The organism is Pseudomonas sp. TH15, from assembly GCF_016651105.1.
Classification (GTDB): domain Bacteria; phylum Pseudomonadota; class Gammaproteobacteria; order Pseudomonadales; family Pseudomonadaceae; genus Aquipseudomonas.
In genome coordinates this window covers 890,659-906,853 of the sequence record NZ_JAEKEL010000002.1, presented here as the reverse complement: position 1 = coordinate 906,853, position 16,195 = coordinate 890,659, and the positions used below count along the sequence as shown (strand labels likewise).

19 protein-coding genes and 1 pseudogene are annotated in these 16,195 nt (G+C 59.3%); 10 read left to right on the top strand and 10 right to left on the bottom strand.

From position 1 onward, the window contains the following. Positions 1–179: 179 nt before the first annotated feature. Together JFT87_RS27955 and JFT87_RS27950 are read right to left on the bottom strand one after the other, a co-directional pair. Complete coding sequence (locus tag JFT87_RS27955) at positions 180–395, bottom strand: TIGR02450 family Trp-rich protein (RefSeq protein ID WP_201206641.1); 216 nt, start codon at positions 393–395, stop codon at positions 180–182. Then, positions 392–1,378 (bottom strand): NAD(P)/FAD-dependent oxidoreductase, encoded by a 987-nt coding sequence (locus JFT87_RS27950; protein ID WP_201206639.1) that lies wholly within the window; start codon positions 1,376–1,378, stop codon positions 392–394. The genes JFT87_RS27955 and JFT87_RS27950 overlap by 4 nt, the downstream gene beginning before the upstream one ends. 196 nt (positions 1,379–1,574) lie before the next feature. Between JFT87_RS27950 and JFT87_RS27945 the strand changes: the two genes are divergently transcribed. Both JFT87_RS27945 and hemH read left to right on the top strand, forming a co-directional pair. Then, positions 1,575–2,477, top strand: coding sequence for a TIGR01777 family oxidoreductase (locus JFT87_RS27945; protein ID WP_201206637.1), 903 nt, complete (start codon positions 1,575–1,577; stop codon positions 2,475–2,477). Positions 2,478–2,490: 13 nt separating this feature from the next. Then, the gene (hemH, locus tag JFT87_RS27940) at positions 2,491–3,516 is read left to right on the top strand and encodes a ferrochelatase (RefSeq protein ID WP_201206635.1); all 1,026 of its coding nucleotides are present in this window, start codon (positions 2,491–2,493) and stop codon (positions 3,514–3,516) included. A 211-nt stretch (positions 3,517–3,727) separates the two neighbouring features. On the opposite strand, the gene JFT87_RS27935 is transcribed toward hemH, so the two are convergent. Further along, positions 3,728–5,002, bottom strand: coding sequence for a uracil-xanthine permease family protein (locus JFT87_RS27935; RefSeq protein WP_201206633.1), 1,275 nt, complete (start codon positions 5,000–5,002; stop codon positions 3,728–3,730). 2 nt (positions 5,003–5,004) lie between these two features. Next, entirely contained in the window at positions 5,005–5,643 is a 639-nt protein-coding gene (gene upp, locus JFT87_RS27930) for a uracil phosphoribosyltransferase (protein WP_201193530.1), read from the bottom strand. 176 nt (positions 5,644–5,819) lie between these two features. Between upp and JFT87_RS27925 the strand changes: the two genes are divergently transcribed. From JFT87_RS27925 to JFT87_RS27915, 3 genes are all read left to right on the top strand, one after another. Then, positions 5,820–6,377 carry a hypoxanthine-guanine phosphoribosyltransferase gene (locus JFT87_RS27925; RefSeq protein WP_133840271.1) on the top strand — a complete coding sequence of 186 codons (558 nt, stop codon included), beginning with the start codon at positions 5,820–5,822 and terminating at the stop codon, positions 6,375–6,377. Positions 6,378–6,555: 178 nt separating this feature from the next. After that, positions 6,556–7,041, top strand: coding sequence for a hypothetical protein (locus JFT87_RS27920; RefSeq protein ID WP_201206631.1), 486 nt, complete (start codon positions 6,556–6,558; stop codon positions 7,039–7,041). A gap of 63 nt (positions 7,042–7,104) precedes the next feature. Beyond that, the gene (locus tag JFT87_RS27915) at positions 7,105–7,392 is read left to right on the top strand and encodes a PA4642 family protein (protein WP_092278109.1); all 288 of its coding nucleotides are present in this window, start codon (positions 7,105–7,107) and stop codon (positions 7,390–7,392) included. Between the two features lie 76 nt (positions 7,393–7,468). Here JFT87_RS27915 and mqo read toward each other — a convergent pair whose 3' ends face one another. Both mqo and JFT87_RS27905 read right to left on the bottom strand, forming a co-directional pair. Beyond that, on the bottom strand, positions 7,469–8,977 hold the full coding sequence (gene mqo, locus JFT87_RS27910) for a malate dehydrogenase (quinone) (protein WP_201206629.1): 1,509 nt from the start codon (positions 8,975–8,977) through the stop codon (positions 7,469–7,471). Between the two features lie 738 nt (positions 8,978–9,715). Next, positions 9,716–9,949, bottom strand: coding sequence for a hypothetical protein (locus tag JFT87_RS27905; protein WP_201193542.1), 234 nt, complete (start codon positions 9,947–9,949; stop codon positions 9,716–9,718). Between the two features lie 204 nt (positions 9,950–10,153). Between JFT87_RS27905 and JFT87_RS27900 the strand changes: the two genes are divergently transcribed. After that, positions 10,154–10,738, top strand: a complete 585-nt coding sequence (locus JFT87_RS27900; protein ID WP_201206627.1) for a YajG family lipoprotein — start codon at positions 10,154–10,156, stop codon at positions 10,736–10,738. A 326-nt stretch (positions 10,739–11,064) separates the two neighbouring features. Here the strand turns inward: JFT87_RS27900 and JFT87_RS27895 are convergent, their stop codons facing one another. Continuing rightward, positions 11,065–11,271 carry a hypothetical protein gene (locus JFT87_RS27895; RefSeq protein ID WP_054045634.1) on the bottom strand — a complete coding sequence of 69 codons (207 nt, stop codon included), beginning with the start codon at positions 11,269–11,271 and terminating at the stop codon, positions 11,065–11,067. A gap of 194 nt (positions 11,272–11,465) precedes the next feature. Here JFT87_RS27895 and JFT87_RS27890 point away from each other — a divergent pair, with 194 nt between their 5' ends. Beyond that, on the top strand, positions 11,466–11,744 hold the full coding sequence (locus JFT87_RS27890; RefSeq protein WP_201206624.1) for a hypothetical protein: 279 nt from the start codon (positions 11,466–11,468) through the stop codon (positions 11,742–11,744). 96 nt (positions 11,745–11,840) lie between these two features. Here JFT87_RS27890 and JFT87_RS27885 read toward each other — a convergent pair whose 3' ends face one another. Next, complete coding sequence (locus tag JFT87_RS27885; RefSeq protein WP_201206622.1) at positions 11,841–13,004, bottom strand: 1-acyl-sn-glycerol-3-phosphate acyltransferase; 1,164 nt, start codon at positions 13,002–13,004, stop codon at positions 11,841–11,843. A 142-nt stretch (positions 13,005–13,146) separates the two neighbouring features. Between JFT87_RS27885 and JFT87_RS27880 the strand changes: the two genes are divergently transcribed. The 3 genes from JFT87_RS27880 to JFT87_RS27870 are packed head-to-tail and all read left to right on the top strand — an operon-like array spanning position 13,147 to position 14,258. After that, a complete protein-coding gene (locus JFT87_RS27880; protein ID WP_201206620.1) occupies positions 13,147–13,329 on the top strand; it encodes a CPXCG motif-containing cysteine-rich protein in 183 nt (60 codons plus the stop codon). A gap of 9 nt (positions 13,330–13,338) precedes the next feature. Beyond that, positions 13,339–13,599 (top strand): putative signal transducing protein, encoded by a 261-nt coding sequence (locus tag JFT87_RS27875; RefSeq protein WP_201206618.1) that lies wholly within the window; start codon positions 13,339–13,341, stop codon positions 13,597–13,599. Between the two features lie 35 nt (positions 13,600–13,634). Further along, on the top strand, positions 13,635–14,258 hold the full coding sequence (locus JFT87_RS27870) for an SOS response-associated peptidase (RefSeq protein ID WP_201206616.1): 624 nt from the start codon (positions 13,635–13,637) through the stop codon (positions 14,256–14,258). Positions 14,259–14,365: 107 nt separating this feature from the next. Here the strand turns inward: JFT87_RS27870 and JFT87_RS28995 are convergent, their stop codons facing one another. Both JFT87_RS28995 and JFT87_RS28990 read right to left on the bottom strand, forming a co-directional pair. After that, entirely contained in the window at positions 14,366–15,109 is a 744-nt protein-coding gene (locus JFT87_RS28995) for a methyl-accepting chemotaxis protein (RefSeq protein WP_416350746.1), read from the bottom strand. 111 nt (positions 15,110–15,220) lie between these two features. After that, a pseudogene (locus JFT87_RS28990) lies at positions 15,221–15,418 on the bottom strand (HAMP domain-containing protein); the annotation flags it as partial. Between the last annotated feature and the right edge of the window lie 777 nt (positions 15,419–16,195).

Here is a 16,195-nt window from a genome sequence, read left to right as displayed (position 1 = left end):
TACAACATAATCTTCATCATAGATTCGAAGCTGTACAAGTCAAATTATTTGTATAGGTTTTTACGCGACGACCTTGGTAGGAGCAAAGCTTGCTCGCGAAGGCGTCGGCTCATTCAATATCAATCTTGAATCTGAAATAGCGTTCGCGAGCAACCTTTGCTCCTGCCCAAGCAAAAGCGTTATTGCCAGCCGAGTAGCCAGTGCTCGTTGTTCTTGAGAATCTGCCAATCGAGGCGTTCGGCGCGTTTGGTCAACACTGCCTGCAACTCGACTTCCAGCACCGTACCTTCCTCATCCCGGAACAACTCGGTCACCAGAAAATGTTTTTCGCGGTTTTGCGGCTGGGCTGCTGTCCATTTCGACAGCCGCAATTTGCTTGGATTGATGCGGTTCACTGCAAGTGCTCGTGCAAACGGCGGGCAGCTTCCTGGCCGCTGAGCCAGGCGCCTTCGACGCGTCCGGACAAGCACCAGTCGCCACATACGTACAGGCCCAGATCGGCGTCCGCCAACACGCCCCATTCATGACTGTTGGCGGGACGGGCGTAGAGCCAGCGATGGGCGAGGCTGAAGGTCGGTGCGGGCATCGCGCTGTGCAGCAGTTCGGCGAAAGCTCCATGCAGTTGCTCGATCACCGCTTCCTTCGGCAGGTCGATGTGTTGCCGGCTCCAGGCGCTGGTGGCGTGCAATACCCAAGTATCCATGGTGTTGTCGCGCCCGGGTTTACTGCGGTTGCGCGCCAGCCAGTCGAGGGGGCTGTCCTGCACGAAACAGCCTTCCATGGGCGTATCCAGCGGTTTGTCGAAGGCCAGGGCGATGGCCCAGGTCGGGTCCATTTTTACCCCGGCAGCGGCCCCCGCGAGTTTCGGCGCAGCGGCCAGCAGCGCGGTCGCCTGAGGCGCCGGCGTTGCAATCACCACATGGCTGAATGGTCCATGGGTGAAGCCTTCCGCGTCCTGTAGATGCCAGTGCTCTTCACCGCGATAGACTTCGGTGATCCGGCAGGCGAAGTGCACCTCCAGGTCCCCGAGCAGCGCGCGGGTGATAGCGCTCATGCGCGGTGTACCGACCCAGCGCGTCTGTTCGTCCGGCGACAGGTTGAGCTGGCCGCCCTGAAACGTATAGAGCAGTGGCGTCCATTCGGCGACCCAGCCATTGGCTTGCCAACGCTGGACCTCGGTGACGAAGCGGCGGTCGCGGGCAGTGAAATATTGCGCGCCCATGTCCAGAGCCCCCGCGTCACTGCGCTTGCTCGACATGCGTCCGCCGCTGCCACGGCTTTTATCGAAAAGTTGAACGACATGCCCGGCCTCCGTTAGGGCCTGGGCGGCTGACAGTCCGGCGATGCCGGTGCCGATGATTGCGATAGGTACAGTCATAGGGGCCTCGTTTACCTTTCTGTACAGACTACGCCGTGGTTTAAACCTGTACAATATTGTTTTTTGGTATAACTTTTAGCGTTCTCGTTCTGACAGCTTGGCCTATTGTTAAACACAGACACTGCCCGATACCAAAGATCCCTGCATATAAAAATAGACTAGTGATCAAGGTAAAACGCCACGCGAGGAAGAAGTCATGCACATATTGCTGACCGGCGGTACTGGTTTGATAGGACGTCAGCTCTGCCAACACTGGTCGAGCCAGGGACATCGCCTCACGGTCTGGAGTCGCACGCCTGAAAAAGTGGCGAAAATATGTGGCGCTCAGGTGCGAGGCATTGCCCGTCTCGAAGACCTTGGCGAGGAACCGGTGGATGCCGTTATCAACTTGGCGGGTGCCCCCATTGCCGATCGCTTGTGGACTGGCCGGCGCAAAGCGCTGCTCTGGAGTAGTCGGATTACCCTGACCGAAACGTTGCTGGCCTGGTTCGAAAGCCGTGAGCAAAAACCGCAGGTGCTGATTTCCGGCTCCGCGGTTGGCTGGTATGGCGATGGTGGCGAGCGCGAGTTGACTGAGAACTCGCCGCCGGTGATCGATGATTTCGCCAGCCAATTGAGCATCGCCTGGGAGGAGACGGCCCTGCGTGCCGAGGCTTTGGGCATTCGGGTAATTTTGCTTCGCACCGGGCTGGTGCTGTCCGCCGAGGGCGGCTTTTTGTCGCGGCTGTTGCTGCCATTCAAACTGGGGCTGGGCGGGCCGATTGGCAGTGGTCGGCAGTGGATGCCGTGGGTTCATATCAAGGATCAAATCGCCCTGATTGATTTTCTTCTGCATCGCAACGACGCCAGCGGTCCCTATAATGCCTGCGCGCCAAAACCGGTGCGCAATCGTGAATTTGCCAAGACGCTGGGCGCCGTGTTGCACCGCCCGGCGTTCATGCCCATGCCGGCCCTGGCGTTGAGGGTGGCCCTGGGCGAGTTGTCATTGCTGTTGCTGGGTGGCCAGAAAGCCATGCCGGCGCGCTTGCTGGAAGCGGGTTTCACTTTCCAGTTCACTGATTTACGCGCGGCCCTGGACGATCTCTCCAGCCGCCTTTGAAATAGGATGTTGCATGACCGATCACGCGTTGCTTCTGGTCAACCTGGGCTCACCGGCCTCCACCTCGGTGGCGGATGTGCGCAGTTACCTCAATCAATTTCTGATGGACCCGTATGTGATCGACCTGCCGTGGCCGGTACGACGCTTGCTGGTGTCGCTGATCCTGTTCAAGCGCCCGGAACAGTCGGCCCACGCCTACGCCTCGATCTGGTGGGAGGAGGGCTCGCCGCTGGTGGTGCTCAGCAAACGTCTGCAACAGGCCATGACCGCCCAATGGACTCACGGCCCGGTGGAGTTGGCGATGCGTTACGGCGAGCCGTCGATTGAGTCGACACTGGTGCGCCTGGCCGCCCAGGGCCACAAGCGAATTACCCTCGCGCCGCTTTATCCACAGTTCGCCGACAGCACCGTGACCACGGTGATCGAGGAAGCCAAACGTGTCGTGCGCGAGAAAAGGCTCGACGTGCAGTTCTCGATTCTCCAGCCGTTCTACGATCAGCCGGAATACCTCGATGCGCTGGTGGCCAGTGCCAAGCCCTATCTGGAGCAAGATCACGATCACCTGCTGCTCAGCTTTCATGGTTTGCCGGAACGGCACCTGACCAAGCTTGATCCGAGCGGCCAGCATTGCTTCAAAAACGAAGACTGCTGCAAGAATGCATCGCCGGCCGTATTGGCGACGTGCTACCGAGCCCAGTGCCTGCGCACCGCGTCCGAGTTTGCCAAGCGCCTGGGTTTGGCCGATGGCAAGTGGTCGGTGTCATTCCAGTCGCGATTGGGCCGGGCGAAGTGGATCGAACCCTACACCGAAGCACGCCTCGATGAGCTGGCCAAAAGCGGCGTGAAGAGGATTCTGGTGATGTGCCCGGCGTTTGTTGCCGATTGCATCGAGACGCTTGAGGAAATCGGGGATCGCGGGTTGGAACAGTTCCGCGCAGCGGGAGGAGAGGAGTTGGTGCTGGTGCCGTGTCTTAACGATGATCCGCAGTGGGCGCGGGCGTTGGCCACTCTATGCGAACGAGCGCCGCTGGCGCTTTAAAGCCAATCGCGAGCAGGCTCACTCCCACAAGTACAGCGTGAACCATGTGGGAGCGGGCTTTTGTGGCGAGGGGATTTATCCCCGTTGGGTTGCGAAGCAGCCCCAAACCCGGCCAATGCGGTGCAACTGGAAAACCGCATTGGCTGGATTTACGACTGCTGCGCAGCCGAGCGGGGATGAATCCCCTCGCCACAGGGTATTACGTCGACTGTTAGAGAAGCGGATCATCCGCCTTCTTGTGCTTCCAGCTGTCATTGCCCGGCAGCAACAGGTTCAGCGCAATCGCCACCACCGCACACAGTGCGATGCCTTTGAGGCCGAAGTCGTCTGGCCCTGTGCCGGTGCCGATCAGCACGCCGCCAATCCCGAACACCAGGGTCACCGAGACAATCACCAGATTGCGCGCCTCGCTCAGGTCGATCTTGTGGCGAATCAGCGTGTTCATGCCCACCGCCGCAATCGAGCCGAACAACAGGCACAGAATCCCGCCCATCACCGGCACCGGAATGCTTTGCAACAGCGCGCCGAACTTGCCGACAAACGCCAGGCTGATGGCAAAGATCGCCGCCCAGGTCATGATTTTCGGGTTGTAGTTCTTGGTCAGCATCACCGCGCCAGTCACTTCGGCGTAGGTGGTGTTGGGTGGGCCGCCGAACAGACCGGCTGCGGTGGTGGCAATGCCATCGCCGAGCAGGGTGCGGTGCAGGCCCGGCTTCTTCAGGTAATCGCGACCGGTCACGCTACCGACCGCAATCACGCCGCCGATGTGCTCGATGGCCGGGGCCAAGGCTACCGGGACGATGAACAGAATCGCCTGCCAGTTGAATTCCGGCGCCGTGAAGTGCGGGATCGCAAACCATGGGGCGGCGGCAATCTTCGCGGTGTCGACCACGCCGAAGTAGAACGCCATGGCAAAACCTACCAACACGCCGGAGATGATCGGCACCAGGCGGAAAATGCCTTTGCCGAACACTGCGACGATCAGGGTGGTCAGCAGCGCCGGCATCGAGATCAGCATCGCGGTCTGGTAATGAATCAGCTCGGAACCGTCGCCAGCCTTGCCCATCGCCATGTTGGCGGCAATCGGCGCCATGGCCAGGCCGATGGAGATGATCACCGGACCAATCACCACCGGTGGCAGCAACCGGTCAATGAACCCGGTGCCTTTGATCTTCACGGCCAGGCCGAGAAAGGTGTAGACGAAACCCGCCGCCATTACACCGCCCATGGTCGCTGCGAGGCCGAACTGGCCCTTGGCGAGGATGATCGGGGTAATGAAGGCAAAACTCGACGCCAGAAACACCGGCACCTGACGCCCGGTGACGATCTGGAACAAAATCGTCCCCAGACCTGCGGTGAACAGCGCCACATTCGGGTCGAGGCCGGTAATCAGCGGCATCAACACCAGGGCGCCGAACGCCACGAACAGCATCTGTGCACCCGACAGCACTGTGCGCCAGAGCGGATCGTTGAACTCTTCCTGCATGCTCAAGCGTCCTTCTGCTTGGTGCCGAAGATTTTGTCACCGGCATCGCCCAGGCCCGGGATGATGTAACCGTGCTCGTTGAGTTTTTCGTCGATGGAGGCGGTGTAGATCATCACGTCCGGGTGAGCTTTCCCGACGGCGGCGATGCCTTCAGGTGCCGCTACCAGCACCATGGCGCGGATGTCCCGGCAACCGGCCTTTTTCAGCAGGTCGATGGTGGCGACCATGGAGCTGCCGGTGGCGAGCATCGGGTCGATGATCATCGCCAGGCGTTCGTTGATTTCCGGAACGAGTTTTTCCAGGTAGGTGTGAGCTTGCAAAGTTTGTTCGTTACGGGCCACGCCTACAGCGCTGACTTTGGCGCCCGGGATCAGGCTCAGCACGCCTTCGAGCATGCCGATACCGGCGCGCAGGATCGGCACCACGGTAATTTTCTTGCCGGCGATTTTCTCCACCGACACAGTGCCGCACCAACCTTCGATATCGTAGGTTTCCAGCGGCAGGTCTTTGGTGGCTTCGTAGGTCAGCAGGGCACCGACTTCCTGAGCGAGCTCACGGAAATTCTTCGTGCTAATGTCTGCGCGGCGCATAAGGCCAAGTTTATGACGGATCAGCGGATGGCGGATCTCTTGGATGGGCATGGGGAAAGGCTCCGGCGGCGGGCAAAAAAACCGGCCTAGATTAATCTATCCGAGGGTGTTGTCCTATAGACATAAGGTACGTTAGTCCACAAACGCTTGATCTGGCCTCGCTTGATGCGTACCTTTGCCCGCTTTTCCTGAATCCGTCCCTCCCTTTACCCCCCCTGGAGAGCGCCATGCCTGCTGATCTCGAGCATATCCGTCAAATCATGCGAGAGGCTGACTGCCTGTACACCGAAGCTGAAGTCGAGGCGGCCATCGCCCGTGTCGGTGCACACATCAACGAACAGCTGGCTGATACCAACCCGGTGGTGTTCTGTGTAATGAACGGCGGCCTGATTTTCGCCGGCAAGCTGCTGACTCATTTGCACTTCCCGCTGGAAGCGTCTTACCTGCACGCCACCCGTTATCGCAACGAAACCAGCGGCGGCGACCTGTTCTGGAAAGCCAAGCCGGAAGTTTCGTTCCTGGACCGTGACGTGCTGATCATCGACGACATCCTCGATGAAGGTCACACCCTGGGCGCGATCATCGACTACTGCAAACACGCCGGCGCTCGCGCTGTGCACACAGCCGTATTGATCGACAAAGACCACGACCGCAAGGCTCGCCCGGACCTCAAAGCCGATTTCGTCGGCCTGCCGTGCATCGACCGTTACATCTTCGGTTACGGCATGGACTACAAAGGCTACTGGCGTAACGCCAACGGGATTTTTGCCGTTAAAGGCATGTAACTCCCGGCACCAATCCCTTGTGGGGGCGGGCTTGCTCGCGAAAGCGTCGGCACATTCAACATCAATGTGTCAGTAAGACCGCTTTCGCGAGCAAGCCCGCTCCCACAATGGTTCTGTGTTCTGCATCCACCGTTGTACACCCATGCTAGAGTGCTCGGCCTCGCCTCCGGAGCCCGTCATGAGTCTTTTGATCCGCAGTTGCGCCGTCCTGTTGCTGACCCTCAGCCTGCCTCTGGCCGCTGCTCCTGCGCCGATGCACGCGCAGTTTCTACCGCCGGACGACCTGACCCTGCGTGACGCTGAACCGGAGCAACAGCAACTGTTGCAGGTCACCGAGTATTCGGTGGTGGTGGGTAGCCAGCGCCAGTCCACCCAACAGCCGATTCCGGTCACGTCACCACTGCTGATCCGCCTCAAGGGCAAATCCTTGAACAAGGGCGCGAGCATCAATCAGGTGCTGGTCAACTTCGATGGTGAAAGCAAAAGCCTGAAAAAGCCGATCTACGACGAAAAAAGTAAAACCCTGACGCTCTACTACCCGCTGGCCCAATACCGGGTGGTGATCGATCTGCTGCGCAACGACACGGTGTATTGCCAGTTCCTGAGCTACGCCAACGGCCATGTCTGGGCCGATCTGCACACCGGCAGCGTTCGTTCGCGTTGAGCCCGGCGTCAAACGAGGGGTAAACTGCCCGCCCCGTGAAATGTCTGCGAGCTGGAGTCGGCAATGCGTAAAGATAAGAAGCAAGTGATTGGTGACGAGATCGGCGATGAGCAGATCAAACTGTTCCTCGATTTTGAACCGGTCGACGCCACTTCCCCGTCCCTGCACAAACTGATCAAGGCTTATCGCGGCCTGCGCATCGACGACTTCGAGCGTTTCCTGACGTTTTTCGTCGAGGCCGGGTTTGATCTGGACGGCAAAGATGAGCACGGCAATGATTTCGTCGCGGTGATCAAGGATCAGCGCAATGCGGCCGAGTACATCGAATTGATCGCCAAGGCTCGCGGTTAAGATCAAAAGCCAAGATCAGCGGCATAAAAAAACGCCCCGCTCTCAATGAGAACGGGGCGTTTTTTATGGGACCGAATCAAGCGTAGCTTTCGGTCTCGTTACTGGCTTCAACCAGTTCCAGCGCGACGTTGTTGTGCGCGTTGATCTTGCGATACAGCGCCGCGTCGGTTTCCAGGACCTTTTCCCGAGCCGGGAAGATTTCCGCCAGTTTGGCAGCCCACTCACCGGACGCTTTGTTCGGGAAGCACTTCTCGATCAGTTCCAGCATGATCGAAACGGTCACCGAAGCGCCTGGCGAAGCGCCGAGCAGGGCAGCAAGAGAACCGTCCTTGGCCGCGACCAGTTCGGTGCCGAACTGCAGAACGCCGCCCTTTTTCGGGTCTTTCTTGATGATCTGCACCCGTTGGCCGGCCACTTCCAGGCGCCAGTCTTCGGCTTTCGCTTCAGGGTAGAAGCGGCGCAGGGATTCCAGACGCTGTTCCATCGATTGCATCACTTCGCTGACCAGATACTTGGTCAGGTCCATGTTGTTTTTCGCCACGGCCAGCATCGGGCCGATGTTGCCGGCGCGTACCGACATCGGCAGATCCATGAAAGAACCATGCTTGAGGAACTTGGTGGTGAAACCGGCGTATGGCCCGAACAGCAGGGACTTCTTGCCATCGACCACGCGAGTGTCCAGGTGCGGCACGGACATCGGTGGCGAACCGACCGCTGCCTGGCTGTAGACCTTGGCCTGGTGATGCTTGACCACTTCAGGGTTGTCGCAACGCAGCCACTGGCCACTGATCGGGAAGCCGCCGAAGCCTTTGCTTTCTTCGATGCCCGACGCCTGCAACAGCGGCAATGCCGCACCGCCAGCGCCGAGGAAGACGAATTTGGCGTCGACTTCACGGGTGTTGCCGCTGTTGACGTCCTTGATACTGACGGTCCAGCCATTGGCGTTACGCTTGAGGCCAGTCACACGCTTGCAGTACTTGACCTGGGCATCGGGTGCGCTGGTCAGGTGCTTGAGCAGTTGATTGGTCAGCGCGCCAAAGTTGACGTCGGTGCCGTTCATCACGCGGGTGGCCGCGAGGACTTCGTCGGCCGGACGGCCCGGCATCATCAACGGCATCCATTCGGCCATCTTGGCCTTGTCTTCGGTGTATTCCATGTCGGCGAAGGCGTGGTGCTTGCTCAGCACGTTGAAGCGATCCTTGAGGAAGGACACGCCGCTGTCGCCTTGCACGAAGCTCAGGTGCGGCACCGGGCTGATGAAGGATTTGCACGAGCCGAAGGTGCCTTTTTTGGTCAGGTACGACCAGAACTGCTTCGACACCTCGAACTGGGTGTTGATGTGCACGGCTTTCTTGATGTCGACGGTGCCGTCGGCGGCCTGAGGCGTGTAGTTGAGCTCACACAGCCCGGCGTGACCGGTACCGGCGTTGTTCCATGGGTTGGAACTCTCCGCAGCACCGGAATCCATTAGCTCGACGACTTCCAGCTTGATCGCGGGGTCGAGCTCTTTGAGCAGTACAGCGAGGGTGGCACTCATGATGCCGGCCCCAACGAGTACTACGTCGACTGCTTCGTTATGCGCCATTTAACGCGTCTCCAAAATCTGCAGCACCAAATTGTCGGCATAGCTGCCAGGAGTGACGGGGCGTGTCAGTGATGCCCCAGGTACCCATGGCCAGGATCGCCATGTCCGAATCTTCGCAATTTTTCGCAACTTCGACGGACGCTACCGGCCGGGCCTATGAATCACATGAACTCATTTCAGCGCGCGACTGGCAATTCGACTTATGGTCGAGACATCCGTTTGTGCAACCAAATCCGTAGCGGACAGGCTTCAGGCTCCGGTGTTCGAGGAGTACTCGGTCCTGTGTCGTTGGGCTGTTTCAGACGCTAATGGTGCATGTTCAGACGCAAAACTATTCATTTGCTCGCCACACTCTTGTGAAGTTGTGAAAACCCGTTTTTTTCACGCTCTTTTGAAGACGTGAACCTCAAAAAAGGGCTGTCCCAGCCTGGCACCGTGCCCGGATGGATTGCCGCCATGGAATACATGACAGGCAAAACGGGCAAACAGCTCAGTAACCGAGCGTAATGACAGCTCTGCAGATTCGCGAAAAGTGGGGTTTTTGCTCAGGGAACAGCAAGCGCGCCAGCTTCACTCGATCTGTGTGGGCGGCTCTCTGTGGGCGGTGCGGGGTGTCAATACCGAGGCATTAACGATGCTGCGAGGCCCGATCAGGAGACGTCCTTATAATCGGGGTGAGATTGTATCTAAGAAACGCAGGGAAATGGACGTGTTTAATGACTTTTATTAGGCGTCTGGTCAGGTGGTCAACAGCTGTTGAGCGCGTGCGCGTGGCTGGCGCTGGCTGATGCGGGCGCTGGCGGGCAGGGGATGGTGCAGCCAGTTGAGGCGGATTTCTTCAATTTCGACCCAGCCATCGCCCATGGGCTGGAGGCTGCACTGCTTGAAAGCCTGGCAGTGGCCGTTGCGGTCGAGCAGGGCAAAGCTGCGGTGCAATGGGCGTGGTGCGAACAGCGAGATCAGATAACGCATGGCGAAGTACCTTGTGGGGGCTGCTGTGAAGAATGCCCGCGAGCCGTGACGTGCAAGTGTAAGGACGGTGACATATTTGTGACAGGATCCGCGGTCTGAAGGGTTCGTCAGAGATTTCAGTAATGTTTGTAGTCCCCTAGTTCGTCGCAGGCGCCCACCGCTATACTGCGAGCACTGTTAGTGCCTGATTCTGGAGAGAAGAGCATGTTGCAACGCCTGTTGTTCGGTTTGATCACTGTGACCAGTTTGACCCTGGTTGGCTGCGCCCACAGCCCGCAACAACTGAGCCCGGAACCGAAGCTGACCACTCAGCTGGCGCCGGTTGGCCATGGCCAGCAGGTTGTGGTGCGTGTGGTGGATGGCCGTCCGTCGCCAACCCTGGGAACCCGTGGCGGTCTGTACCCTGAGACCAGCGCGATCACCGTGCAGGGCGCGCAGATTCTGCCGAAGCTGCAAGCCCAGGCTGAAGCCGCCGTGCGTTTGCTGGGTTTCACCCCGGTGTCCAACGGCATGAACGCGCCGCAGTTGACCGTGACCCTGGCGGAGCTGAGTTATCAGTCGCCTAAAGAAGGCATGTATGTGACTGAAGCGACCATCGGCGCGACCTTCCGCTCTGATGTGCAGAACGCCAACCGTCGTTACAGCGGCCGTTACGGTGCTTCCCTGGATCAGCGTTTCGGTATGGCGCCGAACCAGGAAACCAACACCAAACTGGTCAGCGATGTGTTGAGCGACGCGCTGACGCGCCTGTTCAAGGACCCGACCGTGGGTCAGATGCTCGGCGAATAACCTTTCGCGAGATTCAAAAAAAGCCCGGTGCCAGTGATGGTTCCGGGCTTTTTTGTGTCTGCGATTTTTTGTGGGTGACGCCGACCCAATGTAGGAGCGGGCTTGCTCGCGAAGAGGGTGTGTCAGTCAACATCAATGCAGCTGACCCACCGCTTTCGCGAGCAAGCCCGCTCCCACATGGGATTGGCGGAGGCCACATAATGACCGATCAACTCTGAACCCTGTAGGAGCGAGGCTTGCCCGCGAAGGGACCGAACATTCAACATTAGTGTCGACTGACACACCGCTTTCGCGGGCAAGCCTCGCTCCTACATGGATCTAAAGCATCACGCTGCTTCTGAGTAAAAATCCAGCACACTCACGCCGGTCAGCAAATCCGTCTCCGGCAAGTCCGCATGTTGATGCCCGCCCAATGCGCAATACACCAGCCAGTGGCGGTCCTGGACGTTGAAGGCAAGGCTGCCAACGAGATTCTGCTGTTCGTCGCTTTGGGCGATGAGGTAGAGGCGGTCCTGGTTTTCGGCGTGCAGCATGTTGAACTCTGTGTGGGTTTCGAGGGGCGCCAGACTGGCGCATTCAGATGACGATGCTGTGACGCCGGACAGGTATCGGCCAAGTGGTGCGTTATTTGTCGCAAAGGTGAGGGCAGGCGGGCAGGCTTTCGGTAGAATCCACGCCGCAGTCGTCGGTCCGGCGCCTGCCACCCTGGTTCTGCCCGAGGTCCGTGATGTCGTTGCATTTGATTTCGCTGTTTACCAACCATCCCGCCAAATTGATCAACTTGCTGGCCTTGCTGCTCGCCTTCCCGGGCAGTTGGTTGTTGCACGCCACTCGTCGCCGTGAACAGCGCGCCATGGCCAGTATTGCCGCCCAGCGTCAGGCGCAACCCAATGCCGAGCCGATGCTGGATTGGGCGACGTTGCGCATGAACCGGTTTTTCTATCGTTTTGGTTTTGCCTGCCTGGGCCTGGCCCTGATCGTCTCCTGGATCAGCACCCGCTACTAAAATCAAAAGATCGCAGCCTTCGGCAGCTCCTACATAGGAACACAATCCCCTGTAGGAGCTGCCGAAGGCTGCGATCTTTTGATCTTGCTGTTGAATTTACAACGGCAACCCGGCCTTCACCCGATACTGATTCCTCACCGGCGTCGCATATTGCAGCACCATGAACGGCCGATGCTCCTCAGGGCAGGCTTCCAGGCGTCGCTGCCATTCTTCCTGAGCCTTGGCCAGTTCATCCGCCGCAAACACTTCGGTCGCTTTCGGCACCTGCAGTTGCGGATCCGCGTCCTTCCACATGGCGTACGCCAGGTAGTGCACCGGGAACAACCGGTAGCCGCCGAGGATCTGCCGGTCCATCTCGATCGCCAATTGCTTGGTGTCATCGAACAGCTCGGTGATCGGCGTGGCAAAGTTCACGTGGACTCGGCCCTTGTAGCCGGTGATGCCCTTGGCGATGCTCACGTCGTCCTCGCCCGGCACTTTGGTGTAACTGCCGGTGGTCGCGCGGATAAACAGCTCGCGGGCCTTGGCCTGGTCGCACGGGTCGTATTCGTAGCTGATCGACACCGGGGTGACGTTCAGCGACTGAATGACCTCGCCGAACGGCTCGTCCTTGCGGCTCATGTGGAACATCTTGAGGATCGCCGACTCGGTACGGTCGTCGCCGTCCTTGGCCCGGCCTTCGGCCTGGGCGATCCAGATCGAGGCGCAGTCTTTGCGGATCGAGTGGTTGATGTAGGCCGACAGCAGCTGATAAGCGGCCATCTTCTCGCGGCGACCGGTGATCGAACGGTGCACGATGAAGCTCTTGTTCAGGCGCATCAAATCGCTGACGAAGGGCTTTTGCAGCAGATTGTCGCCAATGGCAATGCGCGGGGTCGGCAGGCCAGCGTGGTACACGGCATAGTTGACGAAGGCCGGGTCCATCACGATGTCGCGGTGGTTGGCGATGAACAGGTAAGCGCTGCCAGATTTGAACTGCTCGACGCCGGTGTAAGTCACGCCGTCGGTGGCGCGTTCGATGGTGTGGTCGACATAAACTTCGACTTTGTCCTGCAATGTGGCCACCGAATTGACGCCGGCGAACTCACGGCGCAGCCGATGAGCTATAAGAGGTTTGAGCATCCAGCCGAAAGCACCGGCGTAACGCGGGAAGCGGAAGTGGATGAGAATATCTAGAAGCGCCTTGTCGCCGAGCAGCCGTGCCAGCACCGCTGGGACTTCGCTGTCGTCGTAAGGTCGGATGGCATCGAATTCGCCCATCATGCTCTCTTGTTAGAAACGGCTAGGGTAAGTAAAGGTTTTGATCGAAAACCAACGGGGCACGGTCTGAAAAGTTAGCCAGACAAAAATAGCCCTGCAAATAGACCGGCGATTATACGCACAAGTCACTTGGGAGACCGCGATGCTGGAAAGCGCAGTGTATGAATGTCCGTATTGTGGTGAGGAGGTTGAGACTTCCGTGGATCTGTCGGGTGGTGATCAGACCTACATCGAGGACTGTCAGGTGTGTTGTAAGCCGATCAAGTTTGTATTGCAGGTTGACGGAGAGGAATGGCACCTCGAAGTCTTCAGCGAAAACGAGTGAGGGGCGCGTATGCAGCGAATCTACGAACCGGAAAACCTGATGGAAGGTGAATTGCTGCAAAGCATGCTCGCCAGCGAGGGCATCGAGGCGCATCTGGTGGGGCGTGATTTGCTCGGCGGCACGGGCGAGTTGCCGATTTACGGGTTGCTGGGATTGTCAGTGGATAACGACCAGGCGCAATACGCCCGAGAGCTGATCACCGCCTACAATGCCGCGCTGCCGATGCCCGGTGATGAACCGGAAAGTTTTCCCGGCACCCTGGTCTGTTAGGCTGACGTTCGTTTTATCAAGAGTCGTGTTGCCCCATGTGTGGACGTTATGCCCTGTTTCGCTGGAACCCCGCCTTCGCGGCCCTGCCTGGCTTTCCCGCCGATCAGCAGGCCCAGTGGAATATTTCTCCCAACGATTCGGTGTTGATGCTGCGTGCCGGCACCAGCGGCCAGCGTGAACTGGCCCGTGCCCGCTGGGGCCTGACGCCGCCGTGGCTGACCGACCTGTCGCGCACGCCGGCCCATGCCCGGGCCGAAACCGTCGCCGAACAACCGATGTTCCGCCAGGCGTTGCGCGAGCGCCGTTGCCTGTTGCCGGCCAATGGTTTCTACGAGTGGCGCGGCACCCAGCGCAAACGTCCGTATTGGCTGACGCCGGGGGAGGGCTCGGCGCTGTTTTTCGCGGCGATCTGGGAAGCGTATCCGGTGCAGGAACAGGTGTGGCTGAGCACGGCGGTGATCACTCAGCCGGCGGCGAGTCAGCGTCGGCCGTTGATTCTGGATGAGGCGGGGCAAGCCGCCTGGCTTGATCCCGAGACGCCGTTGCATGTGTTGCAGGGGTTGCTGGCCAGTGAGCCCGCCCCATTGCGTGAGCGGGTACTGGCGAATCTGGTGAATGATCCGAAGCTGAATGGGCCGGAGTGTCTGACCCCCGGCTGATTGGGCGTCTGTTCCGACGCCTTCGCGAGCAAGCCCGCTCCCACAGGGATTTGTGAACGCCACAGATCCAATGTGGGAGCGGGCTTGCTCGCGAAGAGGGCCTCGGATCAAACCTTGAACTGATTGATCAACCGCCGCTGCTGTTCCGCCAACTTGGTCAGATCCGCACTCGCCGCGCTCGATTCATCCGCCCCGCCCGCCACTTCATTGGCCACTTGCCCAATGTTGATCACGTTCCGGTTGATGTCGTCAGCCACCGCACTCTGTTCCTCCGCGGCGCTGGCAATCTGCGTGTTCATGTCGTTGATTACCGACACTGCTTGAGTAATCGTCTCCAGCGCCTCGGCCGCTTTCGCCGCGTGCTGCACGCTTTCGTCGGTACGGTTCTGACTGTCTTCCATGACCCGCACCACATCGCGGGTGCCTTGTTGAAGTTGCTGGATCATGGTCTGGATTTCTTCGGTGGCCTTCTGGGTCTTCTGCGCCAGGTTGCGTACTTCATCGGCCACCACCGCAAAACCACGGCCCTGTTCACCGGCGCGGGCCGCTTCGATGGCCGCGTTCAAGGCCAGCAGATTAGTCTGCTCGGCGATCCCGCGAATGGCGGTGAGGATCGCGTTGATGTTCTCGCTGTCCTTGGCCAGGGTTTGCACCACGGCCACCGCTTTACCGATTTCCACCGCCAGCACGCCAATCGAATTCGAGGTGTCGCGCACAATCTGCATGCCTTGGGCTGCCGCCTGATCGGCATGACTGGCCGCCTGCGCCGCGGACGTCGCGTTACGCGCCACGTCTTGAGCGGTGGCGGTCATTTCGTGCACCGCCGTGGCGACCTGATCGATCTCGGCCATTTGCTTGTGCACGCCGATATTGGTGCGAATCGCAATGTCGGCGGTGTGTTCCGACGAATCGCTGACACTCTGCACCGACGTCACCACTTGGGTGATCATCGCCTGCAACTTGGCCAGGAAGGTGTTGAAGCCTTTGGCGATCGAGCCCAATTCGTCGGTGCGGTCGCTGGTCAGGCGTCGAGTGAGGTCGCCTTCGCCCTGAGCGATGTCGTCGAGCATGGCCACCATTTGCTTGAGCGGACGGGCAATGCCGTGGCCCACCAGCCAGATCACCAGCAAGCCGATACCGGCAATCAGCAACCCGACCATGGCCATGCCGAAAGTGTCGGATTTGCGCTGTTTATCCAGATCGCCTTGTAGTTTTTGCAGGTCCGCCATCACTGCGTTCAGCGGCAATTGCAGCATCAGCGTCCAGCGGGCGTCGGTCTGGCCGATGCCGAATGGCAGGTACAACTCGATCCGGCCCTGGGCCTTGTCGACCGTGTAAGTCACTTCGCCGCGCTTGAGATTGGACATATTGGCGATCTGCTGGCTGTCGAGGATGTCGCTGACCTTCTCGCCGAATTTGCTCGGGTCCTTGGTGTAGGCGACGATTCGGCCATTGCCGCCGATCAGCGCCATCACGCCTGAGCCGCCATACAGTTTCTGGTTGGCGCCCAGCAGCATTTCCTGGATGAAGTTCACCGACAGGTCCGCGCCGACGATGCCCTGAAAGGTGCCGTTGAGCATGATCGGTTCAATAAAGGAGGCGAGCATGACGATTTTGTCGCCGACCTTGTAGGGCGCCGGATCGATCACGCAGGATTTCCTGGTTTCTTTCGAGCACAGGTAGTACTCGCTGGCGCGCACGCCGGTGGACAGGGTTTTCTGGTCGTCGACGTCCACCAGTTTGTCCAGGCCCAGGCTGCCATCCTCGTTGCGGAACCACCACGGCAGGAAACGCCCGTTGGCGGCGTCGATGCCGACCACCTTGGTGTCGACGTAGGCCGCGTCGTTATGGTCCAGTGCGTTTTTTTCCCAGCCGATGTAGGTGCCGAGGATTTTCGGGTTCTTGGTGACGTTTTCCTTGATCAGGCTGATCAACTG